This is a genomic window from Zobellella iuensis (assembly GCF_016746085.1).
GTDB classification, from domain to species: domain Bacteria; phylum Pseudomonadota; class Gammaproteobacteria; order Enterobacterales; family Aeromonadaceae; genus Oceanimonas; species Oceanimonas iuensis.
Window position 1 is genome coordinate 70196 of the sequence record NZ_JAERTZ010000018.1, and the last position, 15295, is coordinate 85490.

The following is a 15295-nucleotide window of genomic DNA, read 5'->3' on the forward strand; positions in this document are numbered from 1 at the left end:
TCAAAACCAGGCCTGCCAGGCCAGCTTGGCGGAGATGGCCAGTACCATGACCACGAAGATGGGACGGATAAAGCCGCCGCCGAAGCGAATGGCGGAGCGGGCACCGATAAAGGAGCCGGCCATGATCCCCAGGCTCAGGGTCAGGCCCAGCACCCAGTCCACCTGGCCCAGGGCGACAAAGGTCAGCAGCGAAACCGAGTTGCTGATAAAGTTCATCGACTTGGCCAGGCCCGAAGCGAGCAGGATATTCAGCCGGTACAGGGCCATGCCCGAGACGATAAGAAAGGCGCCGGTGCCGGGGCCGAAGGCGCCGTCGTAGGCGCCGAGCAGCAGCCCCTGACCCCACTGGCGGCGATAGAGCCGTCGTCCGGCCCGGGGCAGCTGATTGCCCTGGGGCTCACGCTTGCGATTAAGAATGGTATAAACCGCGACCATCAGGATCAGCAGTGGCAGGGCTTTTTCCAGCCAGGCGGCGCTGATCTGGTTGATAAGCAGGGTGCCCCCCAGGGCGCCCAGGGCCGCGGCCAGGCAGGCCCGCCACCAGAAGGCGGGGGCAAAGAGTCGCTGGCGATAAAAGGTGGTGGCCGAGGTCAGCGAACTGATGCTGGCGGCGACCTTGTTGGTGCCCAGCGCCAGGTGGGGCGGCAGGCCGGCGCTGAGCAGGGCGGGAATGGTGATAAGGCCGCCGCCACCGGCCACCGCATCCAGGAAGCCGGCAACCAGGCCGGTGGCGGCCAGTAACAGGTAAACGGAAATATCCAGGCTCATGACAGCTCCCGGCTGAAGGGGGGCAGGGCGTCCAGCAGGGCGGCGCCGTAACGGCGGCTGACCAGGCGTTTGTCGAGCAACACGATACGGCCGTGGTCGGTTTCGGTACGCAGCAGCCGGCCACAGGCCTGGATCAGCTTGCGGGAGGCTTCCGGCATGGCCAATTGCATAAAGGCATTGCCACCGCACAGGGTGATCCACTCGGCCATGGCTTCTTCCACCGGCGAGGTGGGTACGGCGAAAGGCAGCTTGGTGATGATAAGGTTGGTCAGGTAATGGCCGGGCAAGTCCAGCCCTTCGGCAAAGCTGCCGGTACCGAACAGCACGCTGGGCTGGTTGCCGTCGCACCTTTGCCGGTGCAGCTGCAACAGGGCCTGGCGGCTGGCTTCGCCCTGCACCAGCAGGGAAAACCCCTTGGCCCGCAGTGCCTCGGCCACGCCCTGCATCTGCCGGTAGGAGGAAAACAGCACCAGGCTGGCGCCCTGGCCCGCGAGCCAGACGGGAACCTGCTCCGCCAGTAGCCGATCAAAACCGGCGTCCGTGGGTTCGCAGTCCAGGCGGGGAATGATCAAAGGGGCGCTGCGGTAATCGAAGGGGGAGTGCAGGCGCAGGTAATGGCTGCCGTCGTCCGCCCTGAGCCCCACGGCCCGGCGGAAATAGCCGAAGTCGTTGAGTGCCGTGAGGGTGGCCGACACCATGATCACCGCCGCCGCCCGCGACCAGCACCATTGTTCGAGCAAGTGGCCGACCGCCAGGGGAGTGGCGCACAGGGTCAGCTCCTGCGGCTCCTGCTCCAGCCAGCGGGCCGGCGGGGTTTGCCTGGGGCCGGTGGGGCGCAACAGCAGCTCGCACAGATCCCGGGTCTGCTCGCCGCGCCGCTGTTGCTGGCTCAACAGGGCCAGGGCCGCTTCCAGGGCCGCGGCCCTGGCCGGCTGGCGCTTGAGCTGGTCGCCCAGCTGTCCCTGCACCCGCTCCAGCGCTCGCGCGAAGGCCTTGTTATCTTCCTTCAGGGCGCTCAGCGCTTCGTCCATAAAACCGGGTAATTCACCGGTGGCAAAGCGCAGGCAGCCCTGCTCGTCGGGGCAGAGCTCTGTGCGCTGCAGGGCGCCGGCCAGCTGGTTATAAAGGGTGGTGAGCGCCGGCAGCAGCTGTTGCAAGGCCTGTTGCAGCCGGCCCAGGGCGGGCTGGCCTTCTTCCCCCAGCAGATCGCTGAAGGAGCCCAGCCCTTTGTTGAACTGTTCCAGCCCGCGCCGGGCCTGGCGCAGGGCCAGGCGGGCCGAGCCCTGCTCGCGGGCCACCGCGGCAATATGGTGGGCCTCATCCAGTATATAAAGGCATTGCTCGGGCTCGGGCAACACCACGCCGCCGCCCATCTTCAGGTCGGCCAGCAGCAGGGCGTGATTGACCACTATGATATCGACCCTGTCCAGCTCGGCCCGGGCCAGGTGAAAAGGGCAGTTGTGGTGGCCCCATTGGGGCTGGCAACTGTGCGCCTCCGCCTGCAGCTGTTGCCAGAGCGCATCCGCGATGGGCTCCGGCCAGCTATCCCGGTCTCCGTGCCATCTTTTGTCGCACCAGGCCTGCCAGAGCTCGGCCAACTGCCGTTGCTGGGCGGGGGTGGGGCCCTCGGCCGCTTCGAACAGGCCGAGCTGGTTTTCGCCCAGGGCCAGGGCCTCCAGCCGGCGCCCGCAGCAGTAGCGGGCCCGGCCCTTGGCGAGGGCAAAGGTAAAGCCGGGTTGGCAATGGGGCTGGAACAGCGGCAGATCCTTGGAAACCAGTTGTTCCTGCAGCGCCAGGGTGGCGGTGGAAATAATCAGTTTTTTTTGATTAAGGCGGGCCCAGGGGATACCGGCCTGCAGGTAGGCGAGGGATTTGCCGATGCCGGTGCCGGCTTCGGCCACCAGGATGCGCCGCCCGCTGTCGTACTGCCCCAGCAGCACCTTGCCGATTTCCGCGACCAGGTAGTTTTGTTCCCGGCGGGGCTTAAATCCTTGAATCGACTGGCTTAAGCGGCGGTAATTGGCACGCACCAGGGTGCGGTAATCGGCGTTGGGCATGGGCGTGGACTGGAATGAGGACAGGGGGCCAGTATACCCGTCGGTGGCGTTTATGCCAGTTGCAAGCGCCGGCGCAAGGAAAGGTGGCGGTAGTCACATTTACGTACGCTAGGAACATCTTTGTCATAAAAAGTTCCCGCGATTTTGTTGCAAGCTCAAAAAACCGGTGATAGGCTGCCTGCCATAGTAACGTACGCGTTGCTAACACAGGGAATAACAAGGACTTAGTGTTTAATTACAGTAGGCATTTAAAACTATGAAAAAGACTATTCTTGCACTGACCATCCCTGCGCTGTTCGCAACTTCTGCCAGCGCTGTGACCGTTTACTCTGATCAAGGCGCCCAGGTCGACGTCTATGGCCGTATCCAATACGATATCGGCGAGCTGAAAGGCGCTAACAACGAAGATATCGGTGGTGACGGCAAAGCCCGTCTGGGTGTTAACGTCAAGTACAACGTAAACAACGACGTAGACCTGATCGGTAAATTCGAATCCGAAGTAGCTGCCGAGTCTTCCCAGAACGGCAAGTTCAACTCCCGTTACGCTTGGGCCGGTTTCCGTTTTATGGGCACCACCGACCTGACCTTCGGCAAGAGCGAGAATCCCTTCGTTCAGCTGTCTGACGTGACCGATATCTTCAACCTGTGGGGCGCTTCTGCCTATTCCCACAACTGGCGTGTCGATGACCAGATCCGCGTGAGCTATGCCGACCAGGGCTTCGACCTGCGCGCCGCCTACGCCTTCGCTGACGACAACCGCACCAGCGACACCGTGGGTGCCAAGAACCAGTACAGCCTGTCCGCCGGCTACGCCTTCGCCACCGGCCCCGGCGAGCTGGGCCTGGTTGCCGCCTATGAAGCCCGTAACTCCAACGAAGTTAACAGCGATGAAGAAGAATGGGGCCTGGGTGCCAACTTCTCCATTGACGGCTTCTACTTCGGTGCCACCTACGGTGAAACCGATTTCGATGCCGGCAGCGACGAGCGTTTCTGGGAAGTGGCCGCGTCTTACAACGTAGATGCCTGGACCCTGGGTGCCGCCTACAACAACCGCAAAGAAACCCAAGGCGCCAAGGATAAGTTGGTTGACGAGTACCTGCTGGCCGTTCAGTACGCCCTCAACTCCAAGGCCAAGCTGTACGGTGAGTACGTGATCAACGACCTCAGCAACAGCAACGACCGTTACGGCGTTGGTATCCAATACAACTTCTAAGTTAGCCTTAAGCTAAATTAGCAAGTTCAAAAAAGCCGGCGAAAGCCGGCTTTTTTATTTTTGAACTTATCGATTGACGTCAATACTGCCAGTCCCCAGTCCCCAGTCCCCAGTCCCCAGTCCCCAGTCCCCAGTCCCGTTCTTAGAACCTGTTCACGATCTTCGTAGCAGTAGGGCCAGGAATGCCAAGTGGATGAACTGCAAGCTGGTGTTGAGCTTACGCTCGCAGTTCTTCCACAACCGCCTGTTCTTCTCTAGCCAGGCAAAGCTGCGTTCGACAATCCAGCGCTTGGGGATCACCGCAAAGGTATGCAACTCACTGCGCTTGGTCACCTGCACCGTGGCCCCTAGGATCTCATGTACTCCCTGGGCAAACGGCTTACCGGTGTAGGCGCTATCTACCAAGACACTCTCGACTTGCCCCAACCCTGACTGACATCGCTCAAAGGCCTCCAGGGCTCCCTTTCGATCCGTCACGTTCGCTGTCGTCACCGCCACCGCATGCGGCAAGCCCTGAGTGTCGACGGCAATGTGCCGCTTAATACCCGATACCTTCTTGCCCGCATCGTAGCCTTTCTGTACGGCGCTATCGGTGTTCTTCACGCTCTGCGCGTCCACGATCAAGAACGCGCTGCAGGCGTTGCGCCCCTGTTTCGTACGGGCCGCGCCAACCTGATTTTTTGAGTGCCCGCTCCAGCAGGCTGATCCCTTCCGCATCCGGCTCACTCCATTTGGCAAAGTACGAGTACACCGTCCGCCACTTGGGAAAGTCATTGGGCAAGGCTCGCCACTGGCAGCCGGTGCGCAATACGTACAATACCCCGCACCAGACCTCGTACAGGTCCACTGTTCGTGGTTTGGTCCGCCTACGGGCACTTTCCAGTAGCGGCCGAATGGCCTCAAACTGCTCTTGCGTGGTATCGCTGGGGTATTTCTTCCGTTTCATCCGCCCAGTATCGGATATTTACACGAGATCGTGAACAGGTTCTTACAACTCCCAGGCGCCGTGCTGGGCCTTGCGGTATTTCTGTTCGCAAGGGTCGCACCGCTGGCGGCAGGGATCGTCCCACAGCTGCTCGGGGGTGAGCTCGGCTTCGCAGTCGCTGCACAGGCCGTACAGGCCCAGTTGCCACTGGCAGAGGGCGGCGTCCGCCTGTTTCAGCAGTTTCAGCTGCGGCTGCAGCTGCGGGTAGCCGGCCAGGGGCGGGTAGTCGGCCCACTCATCCGCCGGCAGCCGGTGCAGCGCGGCGGCCAGGGGGGCGTCCAGGGCCAGCAGCGCCTGCAAGAAGAGCTGGCGCCGTTGCTCCGCCACCGCCAGCAGCCGGGCCTCCAGCTGGGACTCGGTAATGATGCTGCTCATGATGATATCCAAAAAGGGGGAATACTGGCCGCCAGTATAGGGCCCTGTCTAGCGGCACATCATGATGCAAATCAAAGGGCAGCCAGAGTCCGGCGGATATCGGCGGTGTGCTTCAGGGTGCGAACCTGGCCGAACAGGGCCTGGGCCTCGGGGTATTGCAGCTTGAGATAACTGAGCCACTGCTTGAGGCGGTTCGGGTAATAGAGCCCCTTGTCACCCTCTATCTCCATATCGGAATAGTCCAGCAGCAAGGCCCTGATTTGCGCCCAGCTCAGGGCAGCGGTGCCGGCCTTGATGGTGGCGGCCAGGTTGGGCAGCGCCAGGGCGCCCCGGCCCAGCATCAGGTCCTGGCAGCCGCTCTCCCTCCTGGCCTGGTCGGCCTGGGCGGCGTTCCAGATCTCCCCGTTCACCACCACCGGAATGGCGAGGGCCGCCCTGATCTCGGCCACCAGCGGCCAGTAGGCGGGGGGACGATAGCCGTCCTGCTTGCTGCGGGCATGCACCGCCAGCTCGCTGATGCCGCCCTCATACAGGGCCAGGCTGTTTTCCAGGTAGGAATCCCGCTCTTCCAGCCCCAGCCGGATCTTGGCGCTCACCGGCAGGCCGGCGGGCACCGCCGCCCGCACCGCCCGGGCGATGCGGTAGAGCTGCTCGCTGTCGCCCAGCAAGGCGGCCCCGCCCCTGTGCCGGTTGACGGTTTTGGCCGGGCAGCCGAAATTGAGGTCGATGCCGCCGGCCCCTAGCCGGCAGGCCTGGGCCGCGTTTTCGGCCAGCCAGTCCGGATCCTGGCCGAGCAGCTGGATGCGCACCGGGGTGCCCGCCGGGGTACGACAGCCCTGGTACAGCTCGGGACACAGCCGGTAGAACACCCGGGGAGGCAGGCGCATGTCTACCACCCGGATAAACTCGGTCACGCAGAGATCGAAGGGATTGAGGCGGGTCAGCAGATCCCGCATCAGGTGGTCCAGTACCCCTTCCATCGGGGCCAGTATCAGGCGCATGGCGGCTCTAAGGTGCTAAAAGCGGGGATTGTATAGCGGCAAGCGGTTCAGGCAAAGCGTTTGGGACTGGGGATGCGGAATTGTCTCCTAATCCCCAATCCCGGGTTTTTACAGATCGTAAGGCTCGACGCTGACGCCTTCGAGGGAGTAGGAGGCGTTGGCCACTTCATGGCTGGCGCTGACGGTACGCAGGGTGCCGGTGACCCAGACCGCGTCCCAGAGATCGTCCACCCGGGCGCCCTTGGGGAAGTCCACGTAGACTATCTGGTTGGTGGGCGGCGGCGGCACATGGATGCAGGCGCCGAAATAGGGCACCAGGAAGAAGGTGGTAATGGCCTTGCTGTCGCCTTCGAGCGGCACCACAAAGCCCGGCAACCGCACTTTCTGGCCATTCAGCGACGGCACTACCTTGCCGATCGGCTGGGGCGGAATGGCGAATTCGTCTTCATGGTTCACCTCGGGGAAGGGCGGCGGGTTGAGCCGCTCTTCCATCGGGATCAGATCGTCCCATTCCAGCAGGGTGAAGTCATCGCCCCAGGCCGGGGCCACCAACAGGGCCAGGGTGGCCAGCCATATCTTTGCGGTTTTCACTGTTTAATACTCATTCCATCGTTGACCGAGTAGCGGTAGGCCTGGGCCGCCGGCAACAGGCCGATCACCAGGCCCGCCAGCCAGATAAGCCCCAACAGGCGCCATTCGGCCGCCGTGGGCAGGCCGGGATACAGCAGCAGCCCGTACTGGGCCTGCACCAGCGGCGCCGCCAGGACAAGGCCAAGATACAACAGCAGCAGCCCCAGTAAAATACCCAGGCCGGTCAAAATGGCCGCTTCCAGTGCCAGCAGTACGAACAGGTGGCGTGGCCCGGCGCCCAGGGAACGCAGTATCGCCAGCTCCCGCCGCCGGGCCGAGAGGCCGGCGAGCAGGGTGGTGAGCATGCCCAGCAGGCCGGCCACCACCACGAACAGGGCGATAAAGGCGATGGCCTTCTCGGCCATGCTCATCATGCTCCACAGCTCGTGCAGGGCGGTACCGGGCAGAATGGCGGACAGCGGCTCGGCCCGGTAGCTGTTGATGGCCCGCTGCAGCTGGAAGGCCAGGATCTTGTTGTCCAGCCCCACCAGGAAGGCGGTGATGGCCTTGGGGGTCAGGTCGGCGGCGCGGGCCTCATCGTGGCTGAGGCTATGGGTCTGGCGGCCGCTCTGCCAGCCGAGGTGGATGGCTTCGAGGCCGTCCAGCCGGACATGCACCGTTCTGTCCACCGGCGTGCCGGTGGGGGCCAGTATGCCCACCAGGGTAAAGGGCAGATCCTCGTGCAGGCTGAAGGAGGTGCTGCCGGCACCGTGGGCGATCACCAGCTCTTCTCCCAGCCGGTAGCCGAGCTGGCGCGCCACGTCGCTGCCTATCACCGCGTCGAAGGTATCGGCAAAGGGGCGGCCCTGGGCCAGTTGCAGCGGTTGCTGGCGGCCGTAGGCGTAGTGCGTGAAGTAGTCCTCGCTGGTGCCCAGTACCCGGAACCCCTGGTGGGAGTCGCCCAGCGACAGGGGAATGGTCCAGGCCACGCCCTTCTGCTCCCTGATGCGCTGATAGGAGTCCCAGCTGATGTTGTTGGTGGGGTTGCCGAGGCGGAACACCGAATACAGCAAGAGGTTGATCTGGCCGGAGCGGGCACCCACGATCAGATCGGTGCCGGAGATGGTGCGGGCGAAGCTGTCTTTCAGCTCATGGCGCACCTTTTCCACCCCCACCAGCAGCAGCACGCTGATGGCGATGGCGGCCAGGGTGAGGCCGGCGGTGAGCCGGCGTGCCCACAGGCTTTTAAAGGCCAGCATTAACATGGAGGTACCTTATTCAGTTCGGGCAGGGACACCACCCGGGAAAACAGCGGCTCCAGATAGGGATCATGGCTGACGAACACCAGGGTGCTGCCCTGCAGGTTGCACTCGTTGAACAGCAGCTCGATAAAGGCGGCCCTGTTGTCGGTGTCCAGCGCCGAGGTGGGCTCGTCGGCGATCACCAGCTCGGGGCGGCCGATCAGCGCCCGGGCCGCGGCCACCCGCTGCTGCTGGCCGATGCTTAAACTGTGCACCGGCTGCTGCCACAGGCTGGCGGGCAGTTGCAGCTCGGCCAGCAGCCGCTCGGCCTCTTCCCGGGCCGGGGCCTGCAACCGGTCGCGCTTGTGGCGGGAGAAAATCAGCGCCGAGGTCACGTTTTCCAGCACCGACAGGAAGGGCAGCAGGTTGAACTGCTGGAAGATATAGCCCAGGTGATCGGCCCGGAAGCGATCCCGGGCCCGGCCCGACAGCTGCGCCAGATCCTGGCCCAGCACCTCGAGCCGGCCCTGGCTGGCCCGCTGGATGCCGGCCAGCAGGCCGAGCAGGGTGCTCTTGCCGCTGCCGCTGGGGCCCTTGATAAAGACGCGCTCGCCGGCGGCCAGCTCGAGCCGCTCGATATGCAGCAGCTCGGGCTGGCCGGGCCAGGAAAAGCGCAGGTTTTCCATGGAGATCAGAGCAGTCATCTATTACCAGCTGAGTTGGGTTTGTGCCGGGGTCAGGGTGGCGGCCACCTGGCCCGAAGGCAGGATACCCTGTACCTCGAGGCGATTAAAGCTCGGGAATTGCTCGAACAGGGCCACGTCGATACGGTTCAGGGCCTGGGGTTGCTCGCAGTGGTAGAAATAGTGCACCTGCACATCGCTGTGGCCATGCTCATCATGGTCATGGTCATGGTCATGGTCATGGTCATGGTCCTTATGGTCGTCGCCATGGGCGTGCTGATGATCATCATGATGGTCGTGGTCGTGGTCGTGCTTATGATCATCATGATGGTCGCGGTCATGATCGTGTTTATGATCATGGTGGTGCTCATCGTGTTCGTCCTTGACCAGCTCGACCTTCTCCAGCCGGCAGCCCGCCGCCGGGGCCAGGGTGAAGAGAGCATCGGCCTGGCGGATTTTTTCCAGGGCCGCAGTCAGCTGGGCCTTCTCGGCGTCGGTGGTGGCTTTATGCTCGAAGCCGACGATATCTGCCGCCGGGGCGGTCAGCTCCAGCACCAGATGCTGCTGCTCCAGGGCCAGGTTGAGCTGGCCAAAGCCGTGCTCATGCACACCGAGCTGGGTTTGGGCGGACAGGCCGAGGGGCAGCAGGGCCAGGGAGAGGGCAACGGGGTTGAGTTTCATACGACGCTCCAGTCAGTTTGATTTGTTACGTTATAACGTTTTTAGTGTCGCTCTGTAAAGGCCGGCCCGGGGGTTCCGCCTCCGGCCGCCGTCCTGAACGTTAACATGGGCCCCGGGGCTGCTCCCGGATAAAGTCGATAAAGGCCTGCTCGGCCCGGGACAATCGCCGGTCGTCCGGCCAGGCCAGGCAGAGGTCGAGGAAGTAGGGCTCGCGGAAGGAGACGGCGAACAGCTCGGGATCGTCCTTGACGGCCATGCGCAGGAAGGTGGTGATGGCAAAGCCCTGGCGGACCACCGCCTTCAGCAGCGGGATCAGGTTGCTTTCGAAGCCGATGCGGGGGCTGATGCCGGCCCGGCGGGCCACCTCCTCGATATACTCCCGGTGGAAGAAGCCGTGGCGGAACAGCGCCAGCTCCTGGCGCAGAAAGTCCTCGATGGCCATGCTGGGCTGGTGGCGGGCCGGGTGCTCCGCCGGTACCACCGCCACCATTTCCTCCCGCAGCAGGGGCAGGCCGGTGAGCCCGGCCGGCAGCGAGGGGGTGAGCACTATGCCGAGGCCGAGTTTTCCCTGGCACAGGCGTCCGAGCAGATCCTGGGTGCCCGCGTCTTCCACCCGCACCGACAGCCCCGGGTAGCGATGCTTGAACGCCATCAGCAAGGGCGGGAAGTAAAAGGAGCCGAGCATGCTGGGAATGCCGATACAGACCTCACCGCTGTTCAGGTCGTGCAAGGCCGCCATGTCCTGCTCGGCCAGCCGCAGGGCGCCGAGGATACGCTCGGCGTGCTGGTAAAGCCGCTCGCCTTCGGCGGTCAAATGCATGCGCCCCTGCCGGCGGTCGAACAGGACGATGCCGAGCTGTTGCTCCAGCTTCTTGATGGTCATGGTCACGGCGGGCTGGGCCAGGCGCAGTTGTTCGGCGGCCCGGGTGATACTGCCTTCCCGGGCCACGGCGGCGAACTGGCGCAGCCACTTGGTCTCAAGCATAACGTTCAATTATTTTTTCTATAAATTATATATATTTCATTTATGCATTGGCGGGCGCTAAGGTCAAGGCTGTGATCCCGGAGGCCCCATGATAGACCTGAAAACCCCGCTCTGGTGGCGTGCCACCCTGGCCCTCGGCCTGGGCTCCATGCTGGTATTCGTCAACCTCTACCTGACCCAGCCGTTGTTGCCGCTGCTGGCCCGGGACTTCGAGCTGTCGGCGCTGAGCGCCAGCTGGGCGTTGTCGGTATCGACCCTGGGGCTGGCCGCCGGCCTGTTGTTCTGGGCCCGGGTGGCCGACCGCCTTGGCCGCAAGCCGGTGATGCTGGGCTGCCTGCTGGTGGCCATCCTGCTCAGCCTGCTGATTGCCCTGGTGCCCGGCTTTACCGCCTTGGTGGTATTGCGGGCCCTGCAGGGCTTCTTCCTGGCCGGGCTGCCGGCCACGGCGGTGGCCTACATGGGGGAAGAGTTCACGCCCAAGGCGCTGGTGACCAGCATCGGCATCTATATTGCCGCCAATTCCGTCGGGGGCATCGCCGGGCGGGTACTGGGCGGGCTGATCGCCCAGTGGGCGGGAGGCTGGCAGGCCAGCTTCCTGATCCTCGGCGGGCTCAGCCTGCTGCTGTGGCTGCCGCTGCTGAAGCTGCTGCCCCGCTCCCGGCAGTTCGTGCCGGCGGCCAGGGGGGAGGGCGCCAGCGCCCTGCTCGGGCATGTGCGCAATCCCCTGCTGTGGCCGGTGTATCTGGTGGGCGGGCTCAACTTTATGGTGTTTCTCAACCAGTACACCTATGTGGCCTTTTACCTGGCGGCGCCCCCCATCAGTCTGGCGCCGGCGGCCCTGGGGCTGTTGTTCCTGACCTACCTGACCGGTACCTTCGCCTCCGGCATCAGCGGCTGGCTTATCCACCGCTTCGGCCTGTGCCAGACCCTGCTGCTGGCCATCGCCATCATGGCGGTGGGCAACCTGGGGTTGCTCAGCCAGCGGTTGCCGCTGATCCTGCTGGCGCTGCTGGTGGACAGCTTCGCCTTTTTCCTGGCCCACGCCTGTGCCAGCAGCTGGGTGGGGCGTAGCGTACGGCAGCACCGGGCGCTGGCCTCGTCGCTTTACCTGGTGTTTTACTACCTGGGGGCCAGCCTGGGCGGGCTTTATCTCTACCCGTTCTGGGAAGGGGCGGGCCTGCCCGGCGTGGCGATGGGCATGATGCTGGTGCTGGTGGTGACGGCGGGGCTTAGCCTGCGGCTGTGGCGCCTGGAGCGGCGGGTGCCGGTCAGCACCTGAAGTAGTCCGCGGGTACCGGCACCACCTCATTCCGGGCGATTTCCGCGGCTATGGTGTCCGCCAGGCTCTGCAGGTGGAATTTGAGCTGGTAGGGGGCCAGGGCCAGGGTCAGCTCCGGCGGATGCTGGGCCAGCCCCCTGGTATCAAACGGCACGGCCGGATAGTCACGCAGCAATTGCTCCAGCTCGGGCACTACTATCTCCCCGTGCTCCAGGCCGTGCAGATGGGTTTTGCCCGGCTTGGGCGCGGCCAGCTCCAGGCAGGGGACGGGGCCGAAAGGGCCTGCCAGCGGCTGGTGCAGCCGGAAGGTGATAATGGGCCGGCCGGCAATCATGCCCTCCACCAGGCAATCGCCCTCCGTCGCCAGGGCTTGGCGCAGTTCAAGGTACTGGTCGTTACTCTCGGCCCGGTAGCAGATATGGTCCATGGGACCCAGAGCGAGGGGCAGGCCATGCTCTTGCAGGCCCCGGGCCAGTTGCTCGAAGAAGGGGCGGGGATCGCCCAGTAGCTGTTTCAGCATCGGGGTTACCATTTGCGCTTGGGTTCGAACAGCACGTCCAGCTCGGACTTTTCCTGTTGCTCTTCCCGCTCTTTTTGCTCCTGCTCAACCCGGATCTGGCTGCTGGTAAGATCGCTCAGCCGCTGTTGCAGGACTTCTTCAACCTTCTTCAACTGCTCATCCTTATCCATGACCTGTTCCAGCACCGTCAGGCCTTTCTGAAGCATCTGCCGGGCCATGGCGTTATCACGGTTTTCGTGGGCCATGCGCGCCCGTTTGGTCAGGTTGGACAGATTGATCTTCAACTGTACCAATTCCAGCCGGCGATCTTCCTGGACAAAGGTCTGGGTGCCGAGCTTGCCCTTGTTATGCTCGATACGGAGCACGGCCCGCAGCCGTTTCACGATTTGCAGCATATGGATGGCCTGCTGATCGGACTCCGGTGGCTTCAGGGCGGATTGCTCCATCTGGTAATGTTCTTTGACCTGCTGCAGCTGCTGCTGAATATTGACGAGGCGGGATTTGACCTGGCTGTTTTTCGGATCCTGCTGCTGCATGGTTTGCAGGCTGGATAAAATGCGCTGGTAGAGGGCCATCACCAGGGTTTTGCTGTAGGGCAACTGGCCGGCGTTCAGCAGCAGCTCATCGGCTTCGTTGATGATGTTCTTGTGCTTGAGCAGCAGGGCGCGCTTTTCGGCTTCCTGCTTTTGTCGGTATTGCTGGAGAATATTGTAAATGATGACCAGAAACAGCAGGGCGCCTATGGCTATGAGTACCAGGGTCAGAGTCATCTGTCAGCGGCTCGCTTCGGTTACGGTGAGAGTCAGGGGGAAATGTTAACCCAGTAATAGCGCTTTGGCTAACTTCCTGCGCGTAAAGACGGCAAAACCGGCGGCAGTTCAGATGATTAGCATATTCGGTGCGGTCGCTACAGAGGATCTTTTTCCAAGGTCTGATAGTATTTAGCTAAGTCACCCTAACCCTGAGACGCCATGAAACTGCAACAGTTGCGCTACATCGTCGAAGTTGCCAACCATAACCTGAATGTATCCGCCACCGCCGAAAGCCTGTATACCTCCCAGCCCGGGATCAGCAAGCAGGTGCGGATGCTGGAGGATGAACTGGGAATTCAGGTATTTGAGCGCAGCGGCAAGCATTTGACCCAGGTGACCCCTGCGGGAAAGGATATCATCCGCATCGCCAGCGAGATCCTGGGCAAGGTAGAGAGCATCAGGGCGGTGGCCAGCCAGCATACCCACCCGGATCAGGGCTCGCTCAATATTTCGACCACCCATACCCAGGCCCGCTACGCCCTGCCCGAGGTGATCAAAGGCTTTATCGCCCGCTATCCCAAGGTGTCCTTGCATATGCATCAGGGCACCCCGGTGCAGATCAGCGAGTCGGTGGCCAAGGGCGCCTCCGATTTTGCCATCGCCACCGAGGCGCTGCACCTGTATCAGGACTTGATCATGCTGCCCTGTTACCATTGGAACCGCTGTATTCTGGTGCCCAAGGGGCACCCGCTCACGGCCATCGATAAACCCAGTATCGCCGATATTGCCCAGTATCCGCTGGTGACCTATGTGTTTGGCTTTACCGGCCGTTCCGAGCTCGACATCGCCTTCAACCGGGCCGGCTTCGAGCCCAAGGTGGTGTTTACCGCCACCGATGCGGATGTGATCAAAACCTATGTGCGGCTGGGGATTGGCATCGGCGTGCTGGCCAGCATGGCGGTGGACCCGGTGCAGGATGCGGACCTGGTGGCCATCGACGCCAGCCACCTGTTCGCCGCCAGCACCACCAAGATAGGTTTCCGCAAGGGCACTTTTCTGCGCAGCTATATGTATGACTTTATGGAAAGGTTCGCGCCACACCTCACCCGGGAGCGGGTGGACAGGGTGATCGCGCTGAAGGCGCCGGAAGAGATAGACAAACTGTTCGAAGGGATAGAGCTGCCTTATCGATAGCCGGAAGCTTGAGGCCGGAAGCCGGAAGCTGGAAGTGGGGCAACTTCCGGCTTCAAGCTTCAAGCTTCAAGCTTCAAGCATCCAGCTTTAGTCCCCCAGCCCTTTGCCGGCGTCTTTCTTGGCGATCAGCTCAATCTTGTAGCCGTCTGGGTCTTCCACGAAGGCGATGACGGTGGTGCCGCCCTTGACCGGGCCCGGCTCGCGGGTCACCTTGCCGCCGGCGGCGCGGATCTGCTCGCACATGCCGTAGATGTCGCCGGCTTCGATGGCGATATGGCCGTAGGCGGTGCCCAGATCATAGCGCTCGGTGCCCCAGTTGTAGGTCAGCTCCAGTACCGCTTCGTCCTTTTCCTCGCCGTAGCCGACAAAGGCCAGGGTGTACTGGTACTCGGTGTTTTCGCTGGTACGCAGCAGTTTCATGCCCATGATGTCGGTGTAAAAGGCGATGGACTTGTCCAGATTGCCGACCCGCAGCATGGTGTGCAAAATACGCATAATCAAGGCTCCCAGTAGTTCAATTAAAGTTTGAAATCAGTCCGTTATGGTTATTCCACCATGTCCAGTATGGTGTCGATGATATCGGTAATGGTGATAAGCCCCACCAGGCTGTTGTTGTCCAGCACCAGTATGCGGTTGAAACCGTAGCAGGTCATCAGCCGGGCCACGTGCTTGATGGCCAGATCCTGGCCCACGGCGATGGCCGGCTTGGCGCAGACATCGTAGACATTGATCAAGTCGATGTCGCCGCTTTCCGCCACTATGGTCTTGATGACGGTGGAGTAGGTGATAAGGCCGTAGGCGTCGTGCTCGCTGGCCTTGTCCACCACCAGGCATTTCACCTTGTGCCGTTTCATCAGGCTCAGGGCTTCCCGCACCTTGGCGAAGGGGGAGACGGTGATGACCTCGGACACCATGATATCTTTTACCAGCATGAGCGTGCTCCTTGACTACCTGACCCTAATTTTGTCGTATCGACCGGGTCTGCTTAGCG

Annotated in this window: 17 protein-coding genes; 3 read left to right on the forward strand and 14 right to left on the reverse strand. The window is 62.6% G+C overall.

The features are described 5' to 3' along the window. Together JKV55_RS07160 and dinG are read right to left on the reverse strand one after the other, a co-directional pair. Positions 1-768, reverse strand: coding sequence for a sulfite exporter TauE/SafE family protein (locus JKV55_RS07160; RefSeq protein ID WP_202083654.1), 768 nt, complete (start codon positions 766-768; stop codon positions 1-3). Continuing rightward, the gene (gene dinG / locus JKV55_RS07165; RefSeq protein WP_202083656.1) at positions 765-2825 is read right to left on the reverse strand and encodes an ATP-dependent DNA helicase DinG; all 2061 of its coding nucleotides are present in this window, start codon (positions 2823-2825) and stop codon (positions 765-767) included. The genes JKV55_RS07160 and dinG overlap by 4 nt, the downstream gene beginning before the upstream one ends. A 256-nt stretch (positions 2826-3081) precedes the next feature. Here dinG and JKV55_RS07170 point away from each other — a divergent pair, with 256 nt between their 5' ends. Further along, positions 3082-4038: a porin gene (locus JKV55_RS07170; RefSeq protein WP_202083658.1), complete on the forward strand. Its 957-nt coding sequence runs from the start codon at positions 3082-3084 to the stop codon at positions 4036-4038. A 153-nt stretch (positions 4039-4191) separates the two neighbouring features. On the opposite strand, the gene JKV55_RS07175 is transcribed toward JKV55_RS07170, so the two are convergent. From JKV55_RS07175 to JKV55_RS07210, 8 genes are all read right to left on the reverse strand, one after another. Continuing rightward, a protein-coding gene (locus tag JKV55_RS07175; RefSeq protein WP_202083660.1) for an IS5 family transposase occupies positions 4192-4984 on the reverse strand; the annotation gives its coding sequence in 2 pieces (ribosomal slippage) (positions 4192-4714 and positions 4713-4984; 795 coding nt in all). A 42-nt stretch (positions 4985-5026) separates the two neighbouring features. After that, the gene (locus JKV55_RS07180; RefSeq protein WP_202083662.1) at positions 5027-5398 is read right to left on the reverse strand and encodes a transcriptional regulator, TraR/DksA family protein; all 372 of its coding nucleotides are present in this window, start codon (positions 5396-5398) and stop codon (positions 5027-5029) included. A 71-nt stretch (positions 5399-5469) separates the two neighbouring features. After that, on the reverse strand, positions 5470-6399 hold the full coding sequence (locus JKV55_RS07185) for a tRNA-dihydrouridine synthase (protein ID WP_202083664.1): 930 nt from the start codon (positions 6397-6399) through the stop codon (positions 5470-5472). Positions 6400-6507: 108 nt separating this feature from the next. After that, positions 6508-6990 (reverse strand): DUF3299 domain-containing protein, encoded by a 483-nt coding sequence (locus JKV55_RS07190; RefSeq protein ID WP_369409627.1) that lies wholly within the window; start codon positions 6988-6990, stop codon positions 6508-6510. Further along, on the reverse strand, positions 6987-8234 hold the full coding sequence (locus tag JKV55_RS07195; RefSeq protein WP_202083666.1) for an ABC transporter permease: 1248 nt from the start codon (positions 8232-8234) through the stop codon (positions 6987-6989). The genes JKV55_RS07190 and JKV55_RS07195 overlap by 4 nt, the downstream gene beginning before the upstream one ends. Continuing rightward, a complete protein-coding gene (locus tag JKV55_RS07200; RefSeq protein ID WP_202083668.1) occupies positions 8228-8914 on the reverse strand; it encodes an ABC transporter ATP-binding protein in 687 nt (228 codons plus the stop codon). Before JKV55_RS07200 ends, JKV55_RS07195 begins: the two co-directional genes overlap by 7 nt. Positions 8915-8917: 3 nt before the next feature. After that, complete coding sequence (gene zrgA / locus JKV55_RS07205; RefSeq protein ID WP_202083670.1) at positions 8918-9574, reverse strand: zinc uptake protein ZrgA; 657 nt, start codon at positions 9572-9574, stop codon at positions 8918-8920. Positions 9575-9674: 100 nt separating this feature from the next. Continuing rightward, complete coding sequence (locus JKV55_RS07210; protein ID WP_202083671.1) at positions 9675-10559, reverse strand: LysR family transcriptional regulator; 885 nt, start codon at positions 10557-10559, stop codon at positions 9675-9677. A gap of 88 nt (positions 10560-10647) precedes the next feature. Here JKV55_RS07210 and JKV55_RS07215 point away from each other — a divergent pair, with 88 nt between their 5' ends. After that, a complete protein-coding gene (locus tag JKV55_RS07215) occupies positions 10648-11838 on the forward strand; it encodes an MFS transporter (protein WP_202083673.1) in 1191 nt (396 codons plus the stop codon). Here JKV55_RS07215 and JKV55_RS07220 read toward each other — a convergent pair. Then, positions 11828-12358 carry a VOC family protein gene (locus tag JKV55_RS07220; protein WP_237332730.1) on the reverse strand — a complete coding sequence of 177 codons (531 nt, stop codon included), beginning with the start codon at positions 12356-12358 and terminating at the stop codon, positions 11828-11830. The two genes, JKV55_RS07215 and JKV55_RS07220, sit on opposite strands and share 11 nt — an antisense overlap. Positions 12359-12363: 5 nt before the next feature. Next, positions 12364-13128, reverse strand: a complete 765-nt coding sequence (locus JKV55_RS07225) for a DNA repair ATPase (RefSeq protein WP_202083677.1) — start codon at positions 13126-13128, stop codon at positions 12364-12366. 201 nt (positions 13129-13329) lie between these two features. On the opposite strand from JKV55_RS07225, the gene cysB reads away from it, so the two are divergent. Next, positions 13330-14304, forward strand: coding sequence for an HTH-type transcriptional regulator CysB (gene cysB / locus JKV55_RS07230; protein WP_202083688.1), 975 nt, complete (start codon positions 13330-13332; stop codon positions 14302-14304). An 87-nt stretch (positions 14305-14391) separates the two neighbouring features. On the opposite strand, the gene gloA is transcribed toward cysB, so the two are convergent. After that, positions 14392-14799, reverse strand: a complete 408-nt coding sequence (gloA, locus tag JKV55_RS07235) for a lactoylglutathione lyase (RefSeq protein WP_202083690.1) — start codon at positions 14797-14799, stop codon at positions 14392-14394. 50 nt (positions 14800-14849) lie between these two features. After that, complete coding sequence (locus JKV55_RS07240; protein ID WP_202083698.1) at positions 14850-15236, reverse strand: CBS domain-containing protein; 387 nt, start codon at positions 15234-15236, stop codon at positions 14850-14852. Positions 15237-15295: the final 59 nt, after the last annotated feature.

Excerpts from the sequence above, each read along its gene's own strand:
- zrgA (WP_202083670.1), bottom strand. The coding sequence starts at position 9,574 with ATGAAACTCAACCCCGTTGCCCTCTCCCTGGCCCTGCTGCCCCTCGGC.
- JKV55_RS07210 (WP_202083671.1), bottom strand. The coding sequence starts at position 10,559 with ATGCTTGAGACCAAGTGGCTGCGCCAGTTCGCCGCCGTGGCCCGGGAA.
- JKV55_RS07160 (WP_202083654.1), bottom strand. The coding sequence starts at position 768 with ATGAGCCTGGATATTTCCGTTTACCTGTTACTGGCCGCCACCGGCCTG.
- JKV55_RS07215 (WP_202083673.1), top strand. The coding sequence starts at position 10,648 with ATGATAGACCTGAAAACCCCGCTCTGGTGGCGTGCCACCCTGGCCCTC.
- JKV55_RS07170 (WP_202083658.1), top strand. The coding sequence starts at position 3,082 with ATGAAAAAGACTATTCTTGCACTGACCATCCCTGCGCTGTTCGCAACT.
- JKV55_RS07220 (WP_237332730.1), bottom strand. The coding sequence starts at position 12,358 with ATGCTGAAACAGCTACTGGGCGATCCCCGCCCCTTCTTCGAGCAACTG.
- JKV55_RS07185 (WP_202083664.1), bottom strand. The coding sequence starts at position 6,399 with ATGCGCCTGATACTGGCCCCGATGGAAGGGGTACTGGACCACCTGATG.
- gloA (WP_202083690.1), bottom strand. The coding sequence starts at position 14,799 with ATGCGTATTTTGCACACCATGCTGCGGGTCGGCAATCTGGACAAGTCC.
- JKV55_RS07195 (WP_202083666.1), bottom strand. The coding sequence starts at position 8,234 with ATGTTAATGCTGGCCTTTAAAAGCCTGTGGGCACGCCGGCTCACCGCC.
- JKV55_RS07225 (WP_202083677.1), bottom strand. The coding sequence starts at position 13,128 with ATGACTCTGACCCTGGTACTCATAGCCATAGGCGCCCTGCTGTTTCTG.
- JKV55_RS07200 (WP_202083668.1), bottom strand. The coding sequence starts at position 8,914 with ATGACTGCTCTGATCTCCATGGAAAACCTGCGCTTTTCCTGGCCCGGC.
- cysB (WP_202083688.1), top strand. The coding sequence starts at position 13,330 with ATGAAACTGCAACAGTTGCGCTACATCGTCGAAGTTGCCAACCATAAC.
- JKV55_RS07180 (WP_202083662.1), bottom strand. The coding sequence starts at position 5,398 with ATGAGCAGCATCATTACCGAGTCCCAGCTGGAGGCCCGGCTGCTGGCG.
- JKV55_RS07240 (WP_202083698.1), bottom strand. The coding sequence starts at position 15,236 with ATGCTGGTAAAAGATATCATGGTGTCCGAGGTCATCACCGTCTCCCCC.
- dinG (WP_202083656.1), bottom strand. The coding sequence starts at position 2,825 with ATGCCCAACGCCGATTACCGCACCCTGGTGCGTGCCAATTACCGCCGC.